Consider the following 13944-nt stretch of genomic DNA (forward strand, 5'->3'; position numbering starts at 1 on the left):
CAAGGCAAACTGGCCTCGTAGTACTGACGGTTCGGCAGGGGGACGGCGATGGACGGTGTACCGCGAGTGCCGGAGCAGCGACGTGCCGGGGAATCGGCGGCGTTGCGCTTCAGCGTGCTCGGTCCGGTGCGCGCCTGGCGCGGCGAGGATTCCTTGCCCACGGGGTCCCCGCAGCAACGCGCCCTGCTGGCCGCGCTGCTGCTGCGGGAGGGCCGGACGGCCACGTCCGGCGAGCTGATCGACGCGCTGTGGGGCGAGGAGTCCCCGCCCCAGGCACTGGCCGCCGTGCGGACGTACGCCTCCCGGCTCCGCAAGGCCCTGGACCCCGGCGTCCTGATCAGCGAGTCCGGCGGCTACGCGATCCGGCTGGCCGCGAGCGACAGCTCCCTCGATCTCGCCGAGGCCCAGGAACTCGCCGCCGACGCCGAGAAGGCCAAACACTCAGGCGACCTGTGCTCCGCCCGCGACCTGCTGAACCGGGCGCTGGGCCTGTGGGACGGGGAGCCGCTGGCGAGCGTGCCCGGACCGTACGCGGAGACCCAGCGGGCCCGACTGGAGGAGTGGCGTCTCCAACTCCTCGAATCCCGCCTCGACATGGACCTGGAGCAGGGCTGCCACGCGGAGGCGGTCTCCGAACTCACCGCCCTGACCGCGGCGCACCCGCTGCGCGAGCGGCTGCGCGAACTGCTGATGCTCGCCCTGTACCGCAGCGGGCGGCAGGCCGAGGCGCTCGCCGTGTACGCCGACACGCGCCGCCTCCTCGCCGACGAGCTCGGCGTGGACCCGCGTCCGGGCCTGAAGGAGCTCCAGCAGCGGATCCTCCAGGCCGACCCGGGCCTCGCGGAACCCTCGGCCCCGGCGGCCGAGCCCATCGCCGCACCGGTCCGCCCGGCCCAACTCCCGGCCACCGTCACGGACTTCACCGGACGCGCCTCCTTCGTCCAGGAACTGAGCGACGTCCTGGCCTCCGCCTCCTCCGCCGAGGGTGAGGGCCAGGTCATGGCCGTCTCGGCGCTCGCGGGCATCGGCGGCGTCGGCAAGACGACCCTCGCCGTGCACGTGGCCCACCAGGCGCGCGCGGCGTTCCCCGACGGGCAGCTGTACGTCGACCTGCAGGGTGCGGGGCAGCGGGCGGCGGAGCCGGAGACGGTCCTCGGCGCGTTCCTGCGTGCCCTGGGAACGGCGGACTCCTCCATCCCCGACTCCCTGGAGGAGCGCTCGGCGCTCTACCGCTCGGTCCTGGACGGCCGCCGGGTCCTGGTCCTCCTGGACAACGCCCGCGACGCGGCCCAGGTCCGCCCGCTCCTGCCCGGCACGGAGGGCTGCGCGGCCCTGGTCACGTCCCGGGTGCGGATGGTGGACCTGGCGGGCGCCCACCTGGTCGACCTCGACGTGATGTCCCCGGAGGAGGCCCTCCAGCTCTTCACGAAGATCGTCGGCGAGGAGCGGGTGGCGTCGGAGCGTGAGGCGGCCCTCGATGTCGTCGCGGCCTGCGGCTTCCTTCCCCTCGCCATCCGCATCGCGGCCTCCCGGCTGGCCGCCCGCCGCACCTGGACCGTCTCGGTCCTGGCGGCGAAACTCGGCGACGAGCGCCGCCGCCTGGACGAGCTGCAGGCCGGCGACCTCGCGGTCAAGGCCACCTTCGAACTCGGCTACGGCCAGCTGGAGCCGGCCCAGGCCCGCGCCTTCCGTCTGCTGGGCCTGGCCGACGGTCCCGACATCTCCCTGGCCGCCGCGGCCGCCGTCCTCGACCTCCCGATCGAGGACACCGAGGACCTCCTCGAATCCCTCGTCGACACCTCCCTCCTGGAATCCGCAGCCCCCGGCCGCTACCGCTACCACGACCTCGTACGCCTCTACGCCCGCGCCTGCGCGGAACGCGACGAACAGCCCCCGAGCGAACGCGACGCGGCGATGTCACGGTTGCTGGACTTCTACTTGGCCACGGCCGCCGGGGTGTACGCGATCGAACGGCCCGGGGACCGTTTGGTGGACCACCTGGAGAGGACGGAGCACCCGGGTCTGGTGTTCGAGGACCGGCACCGGGCGCAGGACTGGCTGTACTCGGAGGCGATCTCCCTGCTCGCCTGCATCCGCCAGTCCACCAAGGAGGGATTCCTCCGCCGCACCGTCGACGCGCTGTGGGCCTCCGTGGATCTGGCGGAGTCCGGCACGAACTCCAAGACGTACGAGGGGGTCGCCGCCGCTCTGCGGGAAGCGGCCCAGGAGGCCGGGGACCCGCACGCGGAAGCACGGGCCCTGGTCGCCCTGGCCTACGTCCACCACATCACCGGACGCTTCGACCCCGCCCGCGAGGCAGCCGCGCAGGCCCTCGAACTGGCCGCCGAGACGGATCACCTGACGAGTTGCTGGGCCTCCAACACCCTCGGCGTGATCGCGCTCTACCAGAACCAGTACGACGACGGCGAAGCGCACCTCACCCGGGCGATCGAGAGCTTCCGGGCCTGCCACGACCGCCCCGGCGAGGCGAGCGCGCTGTGCAACCTCTCCCGTATCCACCTCGCCGCCGGGCGTACCAGCAGTGCCGTGTCCCTGGCGCAGCAGGGCACCGACATGTACGACGACATGGGCCATGCCCTGAAGGGCGCCAACGGGCGCTACGCGCTCGGCCTGGCGCTCACCCAGAGCGGCCGCCTTCCCGAGGCCACCGCACGCCTGAGCGAGGCGCTCACGGTCTTCCGCAACAGCCGCCAGCGCCTCTGGGAGGGGATGTCCCTGTTCCGTCTCGCGGAGGCCGACCTCGCGGCCCAGCGCCCGGCTCAGGCGGCGGCGAACGCCGAGATGGCCCTGACGGTCCTGCGGGGCATCGGTGGCGAGTGGCGCAGGGGCAACGTCCTCATCGTGCTCGGCCAGGCCCTGAACGGTATCGGCCACTCCGGCCGGGCCCAGGTCTGCTGGCGCGAATCCCTCGACATCTTCGAGACGTTGGGGGCACCCGAGGCCGCCACGGTCAGGGCGCTCCTCAACCCGCTCGCCGTCGCATAGGGCTCCGCGGCAGGGCTCACGCCTGGACGTTCATCGTTCGTTTATCGCCACCCGGCACTCTCAACGAGTCGATCCGTCGCGTCGGGGGGCAGACGGGGCGACCTGAGGCCGTAGCACTAGGGTAGCGGCCCCGAGATGCCCGTCCGGCGGCCCACGGGGGAGCTGCCGGGCGGGCCGCTCCATCCATTGCACCGAGACTGTCAGGGGGACAGCCACATGAGCGACACCAACAGCACCGACAACATCCACGCCACGGGCGAGCCGGTCGGCGAAGCCACCACGGACAACATCCACGCCACCAGCGAACCCCTCACCACCAAGAACCTGATCACCAAGGACGACGGCACCGGCGACGCGACTCCGGACAACATCCACGCGACGGACGAGCCGGTCTAAGTCCCACCGGGGGGCGGACTTACACCACACGGGGATCGGCCGCGGCGGCGCGGAGGGGGAGCCGTCGCGGCCGATGTGTGTCCAGGGCCAGATGCACCGGGGGAGGATCATGATGACCGCACAGCACGCCCAGCCCGGCGGGCCCGGCATCACACGGCCCGAGCGGACGCCGGCCGCCCTCCGGTGTGCTCTGGCGCAGGTCGCGCCCCACCGGCTCGCCGAGATGGAGCGCGACAAGGACGAGGCGATCGCGCTCGCCGCGGCCACGGACCGCCTCGGGCCGATCGTCCAGTTCCTCGAGACGTGGGCCGTCGCGGTGGAGATCGCCAGGAACCCGGCGTTGGCAGCGCGATTGCGCGCTGCCGAGCACGCGGCTCGGACCACCGACCGGAACGCCCCCGTCTGGCGTGCCGCCATGGACGAGATCCACGCCGTCCACGCCGTCGCCCGGCAGTCCCTCGTCCGGGAATGACCCGCGCGGCCGTCCTCCCCGTCGCATCACGCCTGCGCGAGCGGCCCGAGCCTCACCGCTCCCGCAGCTCCCCCTTCACCACCTTCCCGCTCGCGTTCCGCGGGAGTTCCCGTACGAATTCCACCGCCCGCGGGACCTTGTAGTTCGCCATCTCGCGGCGGGACCAGGCGATGAGGTCGTCGGAGGTGAGGACGGAACCCTCCCGCCGTACGACATACGCCTTGCCGACCTCGCCCAGGCGGTCGTCCGGTACGCCGATGACCGCCACGTCCGCGATGTCGGGGTGGAGGCCGAGGAGTTGTTCTATCTCGGCGGGGTAGGCGTTGAAGCCGCCGACGATGAACATGTCCTTGATGCGGTCGGTGATGCGGAGGTTGCCCGCCGGGTCCAGGACGCCCACGTCGCCGGTACGCAGCCATCCGTCCGGGGTGAGGACGCGGGCGGTCTCCACGGCGTCCTCGAAGTAGCCCCGCATCACGTTGAAGCCGCGGACCAGCACCTCACCCGGGGTACCCGTGGGCGCTTCCACTCGTACCTCCACGCCCGGGATGGCGCGGCCCGAGGTCGACGCGATCACCGACGACGGGTCGCCCCGGCGGCACATCGTCACGAATCCGCTGGCCTCCGAGAGGCCGTACGCGGTCAGGACCGTGTCCACGCCCAGTTCGGTGCGCAGGCGTTCCACCAGACGGAGGGGGACCACGGCCGCTCCCGTGACCACCAGACGCAGCGTCGTCAGGTCGTACGACGCCCGCGCCGGGTGGTCGAGGAGGGACTGGTGGAGGGTCGGCGGGCCCGGCAGGACCGTGACCCGCTCGGACGCGATGTTCGCCAGCACCGTGTCCACGTCGAACACCGGCTGCGGGATCATCGTCGCGCCCCGCATCAGACAGGCGAGCACCCCGGCCTTGTAGCCGAAGGTGTGGAAGAAGGGGTTCACGATCAGATAGCGGTCCTCCCGGCGCAGACCGGCCAGCTCGCACCACACCTCGTACGCCCGCAGGCTCTGTTCGTGCGTGATCACCGCGCCCTTGGGCCGGCCCGTCGTGCCCGAGGTGAAGACGATGTCCGACGGTGCCGATCCGGGCACGGCCGCTGCCCGTTCCCGCGCCTCCGCCGCCCCGACACCCTCCCCGTCCACGAGGAAGTCCTTCCAGGTGCGGAAGTCGGCGGGGGCGTCGTCCGCCAGGACCACCACCTGTTCGAGGTGCGGGAGTCCGGGGAGGGGGCCGTTCCGGGCGCCCTCCCCCACCCGCTCCCCCTCCCCCGCCGCGCGTCGCAGCGACGCCACGTACGACGTCCCCAGGAACGTCCCCGTCACGAACAGCAGCCGCGCGCGGCTACGGGACAGCACGTACGCCGCCTCGGCGCCCTTGAAGCGGGTGTTGAGCGGGACGAGCACCGCGCCCGCCGACACCGCGCCGAGGGCGGAGACGATCCAGTCCAGGGTGTTCGGCGCCCAGATGGCGACCCGGTCGCCGAGCCGTACGCCGTTCGCGAGGCAGGCGGCCGCCGCACGTTCGACGCGGACGCCCAGCTCGGCGTAGGAGATCCGCGTACGGCCCTCGACGACGGCCTCGCGGTCCGCGAAGCGTGTCGCCGCCGACCGCATCAGCCCCGGGATGCTGCCCCATTCCAGGTCTCCGCGCATCTCACGCCTCCCGTAGCCACGAACCCACTAGCTGACTACCCGTCAGATTAGCTGTAGCCTGACGGCCTGTCAGCAGTCGGGCCCTTCCGTGGAGGTGCACCCATGCCGGGGATCAAGGACGCCACCGCCGTCGTCGGCATCGGTCAGACCCCCTTCGCCAAACAACTCCCCGAGTCCGAGAAGACCTTGGCCTGCCGCGCGATCCTCGCCGCCCTCGACGACGCCGGAATCGCGCCCTCCGAAGTCGACGGACTCGCCTCCTACACCATGGAGGAGACCGACGAGGTGGAGGTCGCGAAGGCGGTCGGCCTCGGCGATCTCACCTTCTTCAGCAAGGTGGGCTACGGCGGCGGCGGCTCCTGCGCCACCGTCGCGCATCTCGCCGCCGCCGTCACCACCGGCCAGGCGACGGTGGGAGTGGCCTGGCGGTCGCGCAAGCGCGGCAGCGGGCCCAGGCCGTGGAAGAACACCGCCGTCCAGCTCCCCACGCCCGCCCAGTGGACCCGCCCCTTCGGGCTGCTCAGACCGGCCGACGAGATAGGCATGCTGGCCCGCCGCTACATGCACGAGTACGGCGCCACCCGCGACCACCTCTTCAACGTCGCCCTCGCCTGCCGCAACCGCGCCAACCAGAACCCCGCCGCGATGATGTACGAGCGCCCGCTGACCCGCGAGATGTACATGACCTCCCGCTGGATCAGCGAACCCCTCTGCCTCTTCGACAACTGCCTCGAGACGGACGGCGCGTTGGCCTGCGTGATCGTGTCCGCGGAGCGCGCCCGGGACTGCCGGCAGCGCCCCGTCTACGTCCACTCCGCCGCCCAGGGCCTGCCCGCCCAGCACCACGGCATGGTCAACTACTGGAACGACGACCCGCTCACGGGGCCCGCCTGGACCGCCGCCCGGCATCTGTGGAAACACGCCGACTTCACCCCGGACGACGTCGACGTGGCCCAGATCTACGACGCCTTCACCCCCCTGATCCCACTCTCCCTGGAGGGCTACGGCTTCTGCGGACGCGGTGAGGGCGCGGCGTACACGGAGGGCGGCGCCCTGGAGATCGGGGGCCGGCTGCCCCTCAACACCGGCGGAGGCGGGCTCAGCGAGGCGTACGTCCACGGCTTCAACCTCATCAACGAGGGCGTGAAGCAGTTGCGCGGCACGAGCACCGCCCAGGTCCCCGGGGCCGCCACCTGCCTGGTCACGGCGGGGGAGGGCGTCCCCACCTCCGCGATCCTGCTGAGGAACTGAGGAGCCGAGATGACCGAGCCCCTTCTCACCCCCGTCCTCGACGACGACGGCGCCCCCTTCTGGGGGTACGCCGCCCAGGGCGAGCTACGGATCCAGGCGTGCGCCGACTGCGGCGAGCTGCGCTTCCCACCCCGCCCCTGCTGTCCCCGCTGCCGGTCCTTCGGCAGCGAGTGGCGGCGGATGAGCGGACTGGGCCGCGTCTGGTCGTACGTGGTCCCGCACCCGCCGCTGCTCCCGGCGTACGCGGCCCTGGCCCCGTACAACGCGATCGTCGTCGAACTCGCCGAGGCCCCGCACATCCGCCTGGTCGGCAACCTGGTCACGGCGCCGGGCGCCCCGTTCGACTCCTTCCCCCGGACCGGATCCGGATCGGAGCGCGGGTACGGGTGGTGTTCGGCGGGGAGGGGCTGCCGCAGTGGGTTCTGGACGGCCGGTCGTGAACGGCGGCGCGCTGCGGATCGCGACCGACAAGGACACGGGTGTCGCGGTCCTGACCCTGAACCGCCCGGAGAAACTGAACGCCATCGACGAGGCCCTGGCATCCGAACTCTCCGCGGCCTGGCGGGCGTTCCGCTTCGACGAGTCGGTACGGGCCCTCGTCCTCACGGGCGCGGGCGAACGGGCCTTCTCCACCGGCCTCGACCGCGCCACGGAAACCCCCCAGCCCACCTCCCCCTACATGGTGGACGACCCGCTCCTGCGCATCGGCCCGAAGGCCAACGACCTGTGGAAACCGGTGGTCGCGGCCGTGTGCGGGATGGCGTGCGGAGGGGCCTTCTACCTCCTCGGGGAGGCGGAGTTCGTCGTCGCCGACGAGACCGCCACCTTCTTCGACCCGCACACGACGTACGGCATGGTCAGCGCGTACGAGTCCGTGTACGCGGCGCACCGGATGCCGTACGGGGAGGCGGCGCGGATGGCACTCATGGGGAACGCCGAACGGATGTCCGCGCGGCGGGCGTACGACATCGGATGGGTGTCCGAAATCACCCCGCCCGGCGGTGCGTTGGAGGCCGCCGTCCGTTGCGCCACGGTGATCGCCTCCTACCCCCCGAAGGAGTGCAGGGCACCGTCCGCGCCCTGTGGACGGCCCACGAGGCCGCCCGCGCCCACGCTTTCGCCCAGGCGCCGCACCTCATCGCCCTGGGCAACCTGCCCCCGGCCCGACAGACGGAACTGTTCTCCGCACGCCGGCCGAACGGGTTCCGGGTGCGGTGATCAGTCTGCGGGACGGTGGGGCGCCGGTCGGCTGGAGGCTTTTAGGGGCGCGGGGAACTGCGCGACCAGCCCCCACTCGGCCGCAGACGAATCACCGCACCCCGGGTGACCCGGTCGGCCCTACGTCGTGCGGGCCGTGCCCGTCCCCTTCTCCGCGTCCAGCGCGTACACGCACCGGTCCTTGCTGCACGCGTACACCACCCCGTCCTTGACCACCGGCGCACCGGTGATCTCCCCGCCCGTCGCCAGCTTCCACCGAAGCCGCCCGTCGTCCGCCTTCAGGGTGTAGAGGAGATGGTCCGTGGAGCCGAAGTGGATGCGGCCCTCGGCGACCGCGGGCGCGCCCACGAGGTCGCCCCCGGCCTGGAAGCGCCACTTCGGGGTGCCGGTGACCGCGTCGAGGGTGTACAACCCCTTGCCGCTGCCGACGTGGACGTGGCCGGCCGCGACCAGGACGGGATCGATCGAGGAGCGGGCCTCGGTCGCGATGCGCCAGCGGTCGCGACCGTCCGTCGCGTCGAGGGCGTACACCGTGCCGAGGTAGTCGGCGAGGTAGACGCCGCCTCCCGTGACCGCGGGGCCCGGCACGAAGGTCGGCGGGGAGAGGAAGACCGCGGGGGCCTCGAAGTGCCAGCGCACGTGCCCGCCGGCGACGTCGACGGCGAGGACGCGAGTACCCGCGGAGATGTAGACGTAGCCGTCGGGGGCGGAGGTGATCCGTACGGGTACGCCCCCGCACGACGCCGCGTCGCCGATCGGGTACGACCACCGCTCCTCGCCCGTACGGGCCTCCAGGGCACGCAGCCGGGCGTCCTTCCAGACGTACACCGTGCCGTCGTGGACGGCGGGCCCGGCCTCCGGGGACTCGAAGTCGCTCTGGGCACCGGTGATCTCCCAGAGTTTCTGGCCGTTGGAGGCCTCCCAGGCCTGCACGCCGCCCCCGCGCGTACCGGTGATGACGGTCCCGCGGTCGGCCTTCAGGGAGTACACCCAGGCGTCCGTGGACAGTCGCCACAGGTCCGCGCCCTCCCGCGCGTTCAGGGCGAAGAGGGTCGGGCCGTCGGAGGCGTGGATACGGCCGTCCGCGACCGCCATGGACCAGGCCACGTCCCGCGTCTTGAAGCGGCGGCGGCCGGTCGCCACGTCCAGGGCGTGGACTTCGAAGGAGGTGACGTAGACGAGGTCGCCCGCGACGGAGGGCGTACCCCATACGTCGTTCGACATGCGGAAGCGCCAGGGCCGCCAGCCGGACGGGGAGTCCGGGGCGGGCGGCGGAGCGACCGCCGACGCGGGGTCGGCGCCGTTGACGCCGACGCGCGGGCGGGACCAGGAGGCGGCGAGTCCCGCCTCCGGAGGAGGTGCCTTCACGGCGGCGGCACGGGCGTCGGCGACGCGCGGCCCGGGGCCGATGGGCACCTGACCGCCCGCGAGCCGCACGGGACCCGCGTCGGGCGCCCCGACGGGCAAGGGAGCGTGCGAGGGGGGAGGGGGCAGGGCGGGGCCGCGTCCGCCCCCGCTGCGACCGCCGGAGGACTGCGGCTTCACCGGCGGACGGCCCCCGCGGCGCGACTCGATCAGGCCCACCGCCCGCTCGGGCAGCCACGCCGACGCCGTACCGCTGTCGTCGGAGCCGGAGCCGAAGAGGTGGGGTGCCAACTGGGCCTGGAGGTCGGCGGGGTTGGGACGGCCGGTCGCCTCCATCTGCATGCAGGACTCGATGAGGGGGCGCAGCTCGTCCGGGAGGCCCTCCAGGTCGGGGCCTTCCCGCAGCAGCATGAAGACCGTCTCGACGGGGTTGGCGCCGTGGAAGGGCGCGTGCCCGGTGGCGGCGAACACCAGCATCGAGCCGAGCGAGAAGACATCGCTCGCGCCCGTCACGCTGCGCGAGTCCTTCGCCTGTTCGGGGGACATGTAGGCCGGGGTGCCGACGGCGACGTTCGTCATCGTCAAACGGGTGTTCGAAACGCCGGAGGCGATGCCGAAGTCGATGACCCGCGGCCCGTCCTCCACCACCAGCACGTTCGAGGGCTTCAGGTCGCGGTGGACGAGCCCGGCGCCGTGGATCGACTGGAGGGCCTCCGCGACGCCCGCCGCCAGCCAGCGCACCGCCTGGGCCGGGAGCGGCCCGCACTCGTTCACTATTTCCTCGAGGGAGGGCGCGGGAACGTACGCGGTGGCCAGCCACGGCACGGCCGCGCGCGGGTCGGCGTCGACCACGGCCGCCGTGTAGAAGCCGGAGACCGCTCGCGCGGCCTCCACCTCACGAGTGAAGCGGACCCGGAACAGCTGGTCCTCGGCGAGCTCGGTCCTGACCGTCTTGATCGCCACGCGCCGGCCCGAAGCCGAGCGCGCGAGATAGACCAGCCCCATGCCGCCGGCACCCAGCCGTCCCAGCACCTCGAACGGCCCGATCCGCCGCGGATCGTGCTGTGTCAGCTGATCCACCACTTGCCTGCCACCTCCCCGTACGAGCCACGTCATCCACGTATGAACGCAGCCCCGTGCAGCGTCTCACCACCGCACCGCCATGGCGGCACGCACCCCGATTCTTCCTGTCCGCGCCACAGGTTGCGAACCCGGGGGCGGAACGGGGTGTCTCGGGACAAAATCACCGGCCCCGTACTTGGAGTACGGCGAACGACGCCCCTTGATTGTCCGTGACGACGGCCGCCCTTCCGTACGAGGTGTCGAAAGGGGGTGCCTGGACGCGTCCGCCGAGCCGGTTCACCGTACCGAGAGCCGCGTCGACGTCCTCCACTCCGAAGTGGACGAGGAAGTGCGGCGGCATCTCGGCCGGGAAGACGCCGGAGACCGGGGCGCGGCCGAAGTCGGGCGAGGCGTCGGGGCCGAACAGGGCTTCGTGGAACAGGGTGCCGTAGAAACGGTCGACGGTTTCCGGGTCCCGCGCGTACAGCTCGGCCCAGCAGAAGGAGCCCGGCTCGTGCCGCTCGCCGAAACCGGGATGGGTGCCCGCCTGCCACAGGCCGAAGACCCCGCCCTCGGGGTCGGTCGCGAGGGCGGTCGTACCGTAGGGGCCCAGCCGGGTGGGCGCGGTGATCACCTGCCCGCCCGCCGCCTGGATCCGGGCCGCGAGCGCGGCGACGTCCGGGGTCGCGAAGGACACCGTCCACACGGTGGGCATCCGGCCGTCCCGCTTGGGTGCGAGGGCGGCGACGGGCTCCCCGTGATGGCGGGCCCACACGCCCTCCATGTGCGGCTCGAACCCCTCCCCGAAGGTCCAGCCGAACAGCTCACCGTAGAAACGCCTGCCCGCCTCCACATCGGGAAGCTGCGCGTCGACCCAACAGGGGACGCCCTCCAGGTAGGCGTGCGTTGCGTCGGACGCACGGGATACGGCCATGCGGCCAAGTTAACGGCCTTTCATCCACTCCGCGCGACGACCCGGACACTCCCGGGCATCGCCCAGGGCCCCCACTCACCGCCCGCACTCCCCCACGCACCCCATTTGCAGTCGGCCGAATCGCGCTCCGATCACCCCTCGGTAAGCTGACGGCATGACAGGACAAGTGCGTACCGTCGACGGCCGCGTGGCCGGACGGCGAGGGCAGGCGACCAGGCAGAAACTGCTCGACTGCCTCAGTGAAATGCTCAGCTCGTCGCCGTACCGGGACGTCAAAGTCATCGATGTCGCCCGGAAGGCGGGCACGTCGCCGGCGACTTTCTACCAGTACTTTCCGGACGTCGAAGGCGCCGTCCTGGAGATCGCCGAGCAAATGGCCGCGGAGGGCGCCGGGTTGACCCAGCTCCTCGAAGGACGCTCCTGGGTCGGCAAGGCCGGCTGGGCGACCGCGCAGGAACTCGTGGACGGTTTCCTGGAGTTCTGGCGGAAGAACGAGGCGATCCTGCGCGTGGTCGACCTGGGCGCCGCCGAGGGCGACAAACGCTTCTACAAGATCCGCATGAAGATCCTGAACTCGGTGAACAACTCCCTCGCGGACTCCGTCTCCGAGCTCCAGTCCAAGGGCAAGGTCGACAAGGACGTGAACCCCGCGGCGATCGCCGGTTCCCTCGTCGCGATGCTCGCCGCGGTGGCCTCGCACCAGAAGGGCTTCCAGACCTGGGGCGTCAAGCAAGCCGAACTCAAGCCGAACCTGGCGCTGTTGGTGCACCTCGGGGTGACCGGAAAAAAACCGACCAAGTAGCGCGGCCGCATCTCTTGGGGCCCCCTTCGGCCCGCGTCCTGTCATGCAGGCGGCAGTCCACTCGTGGACTGCCGCCTGCTGCGCTGTGTGCCGCGGCGCACGATGCGAAACAGCCTGATCTCCCGGTCGATCCGCGCCTGGTACGTGGCGTACGGCGGCCAGAACGCCAGCACCGCCTTCCACGCCGCGTCCCGCTCCTCCCCCTCCAGCAGACGGGCCCTCACCGGGATGTCCTCGCCCTGCCAGCTGATGACGGCGTCCGGACGGGCGAGAAGGTTGGCGGTCCAGGCCGGATGATCGGGACGCCCGAAGTTGGACCCGACGAGAATCCAGCCGCCCTCCCCCTCCGGCATACAGGCCAGTGGTGTACGCCGCTCCAGCCCACTGCGGGCGCCCCGCACCGTCAGCACGATCCCCGGCAGCAGCTGCGCGCTGAGCAGCACCTTGCCGCGCGTCAGCCGGTGCACCGCGCGGTCCATGGCGGGGACGAGGTGCGGGGCGATCCGGGCGAAGGCCCGCGTCGAGGACACCTTCTGCACACTCCGCACGACGAGTCGCGACCGGATTCCGGGCGCCATCAGACCGCCACCTCCGCGCCGTCGAAGAGCCGCGCCGCGTCGGCGGCGTACGCCCGCAGCCGGTGCACGGGCCCGAAGAGCAGTTCGTCGCCGGCCGCGCGCTTGAAGTACAGCTGGGCCTCGTGCTCCCAGGTGAAGCCGATGCCGCCGTGCAGCTGGATCGCCTCGGCGGCGGCCGTACGCAGCGCCTCCAGCCCCTGGGCGAGCGCGAGCCCGCCGACCCGCTCGTCCCCCGCGCCCGCCGCCCAGGCGGCGTAGTACGCGGCGGACCGCGCCGCCTGCACCCGCACGTACACGTCCGCGAGCCGGTGCTTCACCGCCTGGAAGGATCCGATCGCCCGCCCGAACTGCTCCCGCTGCCGCACATGGGCGATGGTCCGCTCCAGCGCCCGGTCGGCGGCACCGACGGCTTCGACGGCGAGCACGGCGGCGGCGCCGTCCCCGACGGAGGCGAGCGCGCCGAGCACGTCGCCGTCCTCCTCACCGAGCACCTCGGCCCGCACCTGACGCAGTTGCACCCGCCCCTGCGCCCGCGTCTCGTCCAACGACGTCTGCCGCATCCGTACGAGCCCCTGGGCGCCCTCCGCCACCAGGAAGATCCGCGTCCGGGCCCGGGCGAACCCCCCGGTGTGCGCGGCGACCAGCAGGAGCCCGGCGCTGTGCCCGTCGAGGACGCGTTCCACCTCCCCGTAGAGGCGCCAGCCGCCCTCCTCGCCCGGCCGGGCCTGGACGCCCCCGGCCCGTCCGCCGCCCGCCCAGTCCCCGCCGTTGTCGCCGACCAGGCCGAGCGCGGTGGGGAGCCCGGCACCCGGTACCGCGAGGGCGGCGGTCAGGTCGCCTGCCGCGATCCTGGGCAGCAGCCCGGCACGCTGGGCGTCGGTGCCGAGGGCGAGGATCAGCGGGGCCGCGAGGGCGGCCGTGGCGAGCAGCGGCGAGGGCGCGAGGACCCGCCCCGACTCCTCGCAGGCGAGGGCGAGATCGGCGAACGAACAGCCGACCCCGCCGTACGCCGTGGGCAGGGCGAGCCCCGGCAGCCCGAGCTGCCGCGCGAGGGTCTCCCAGAGCCCGGCGTCGTATCCGACCCCGGTGCGCACGGCCGACCGCACTTCCTCCGGACCGCAGCGCTTGAGCAGGAGTTCCCGCAGGGTGCGGCGGATCTCGTCCTGTTCGGCGGTGAAACGGGCGTCCATGGCCAGGCCCTTTCTCCCG

General features: G+C 72.5%; 10 protein-coding genes and 2 pseudogenes. 7 read left to right on the forward strand and 5 right to left on the reverse strand.

The annotated features are described in order from the left end of the window. Positions 1-48 precede the first annotated feature (48 nt). From afsR to AAFF41_RS22145, 3 genes are all read left to right on the forward strand, one after another. A complete protein-coding gene (gene afsR, locus AAFF41_RS22135; protein ID WP_343324503.1) occupies positions 49-3006 on the forward strand; it encodes an SARP-family global regulator AfsR in 2958 nt (985 codons plus the stop codon). 216 nt (positions 3007-3222) lie between these two features. Then, positions 3223-3402: a hypothetical protein gene (locus AAFF41_RS22140; RefSeq protein ID WP_054234399.1), complete on the forward strand. Its 180-nt coding sequence runs from the start codon at positions 3223-3225 to the stop codon at positions 3400-3402. Between the two features lie 109 nt (positions 3403-3511). Then, complete coding sequence (locus AAFF41_RS22145; protein ID WP_060899100.1) at positions 3512-3874, forward strand: hypothetical protein; 363 nt, start codon at positions 3512-3514, stop codon at positions 3872-3874. A gap of 52 nt (positions 3875-3926) precedes the next feature. Here AAFF41_RS22145 and AAFF41_RS22150 read toward each other — a convergent pair whose 3' ends face one another. Continuing rightward, entirely contained in the window at positions 3927-5525 is a 1599-nt protein-coding gene (locus AAFF41_RS22150) for a FadD3 family acyl-CoA ligase (protein WP_319748820.1), read from the reverse strand. 102 nt (positions 5526-5627) lie between these two features. Here AAFF41_RS22150 and AAFF41_RS22155 point away from each other — a divergent pair, with 102 nt between their 5' ends. From AAFF41_RS22155 to AAFF41_RS22165, 3 genes and pseudogenes are all read left to right on the forward strand, one after another. Continuing rightward, entirely contained in the window at positions 5628-6776 is a 1149-nt protein-coding gene (locus tag AAFF41_RS22155) for a lipid-transfer protein (RefSeq protein WP_343324504.1), read from the forward strand. Between the two features lie 9 nt (positions 6777-6785). Continuing rightward, positions 6786-7216: pseudogene (locus AAFF41_RS22160) on the forward strand (Zn-ribbon domain-containing OB-fold protein). Further along, positions 7213-7994, forward strand: a pseudogene (locus AAFF41_RS22165) (enoyl-CoA hydratase/isomerase family protein). The pseudogenes AAFF41_RS22160 and AAFF41_RS22165 overlap by 4 nt, the downstream one beginning before the upstream one ends. Positions 7995-8114: 120 nt before the next feature. Here the strand turns inward: AAFF41_RS22165 and AAFF41_RS22170 are convergent. Together AAFF41_RS22170 and kbpA are read right to left on the reverse strand one after the other, a co-directional pair. After that, the gene (locus AAFF41_RS22170) at positions 8115-10442 is read right to left on the reverse strand and encodes a serine/threonine-protein kinase (protein WP_319748816.1); all 2328 of its coding nucleotides are present in this window, start codon (positions 10440-10442) and stop codon (positions 8115-8117) included. 160 nt (positions 10443-10602) lie between these two features. Beyond that, positions 10603-11355, reverse strand: a complete 753-nt coding sequence (gene kbpA / locus AAFF41_RS22175; protein WP_343324505.1) for an AfsK-binding protein KbpA — start codon at positions 11353-11355, stop codon at positions 10603-10605. Positions 11356-11521: 166 nt separating this feature from the next. On the opposite strand from kbpA, the gene AAFF41_RS22180 reads away from it, so the two are divergent. After that, positions 11522-12157 (forward strand): TetR family transcriptional regulator, encoded by a 636-nt coding sequence (locus AAFF41_RS22180; RefSeq protein WP_054234406.1) that lies wholly within the window; start codon positions 11522-11524, stop codon positions 12155-12157. A 41-nt stretch (positions 12158-12198) separates the two neighbouring features. Here AAFF41_RS22180 and AAFF41_RS22185 read toward each other — a convergent pair whose 3' ends face one another. Continuing rightward, positions 12199-12735, reverse strand: coding sequence for a nitroreductase family deazaflavin-dependent oxidoreductase (locus AAFF41_RS22185; RefSeq protein ID WP_343324506.1), 537 nt, complete (start codon positions 12733-12735; stop codon positions 12199-12201). Then, a complete protein-coding gene (locus AAFF41_RS22190) occupies positions 12735-13925 on the reverse strand; it encodes an acyl-CoA dehydrogenase family protein (RefSeq protein WP_319748866.1) in 1191 nt (396 codons plus the stop codon). The genes AAFF41_RS22185 and AAFF41_RS22190 overlap by 1 nt, the downstream gene beginning before the upstream one ends. Positions 13926-13944 lie beyond the last annotated feature (19 nt).

This window comes from Streptomyces mirabilis, from assembly GCF_039503195.1.
Lineage (GTDB): Bacteria > Actinomycetota > Actinomycetes > Streptomycetales > Streptomycetaceae > Streptomyces > Streptomyces mirabilis_D.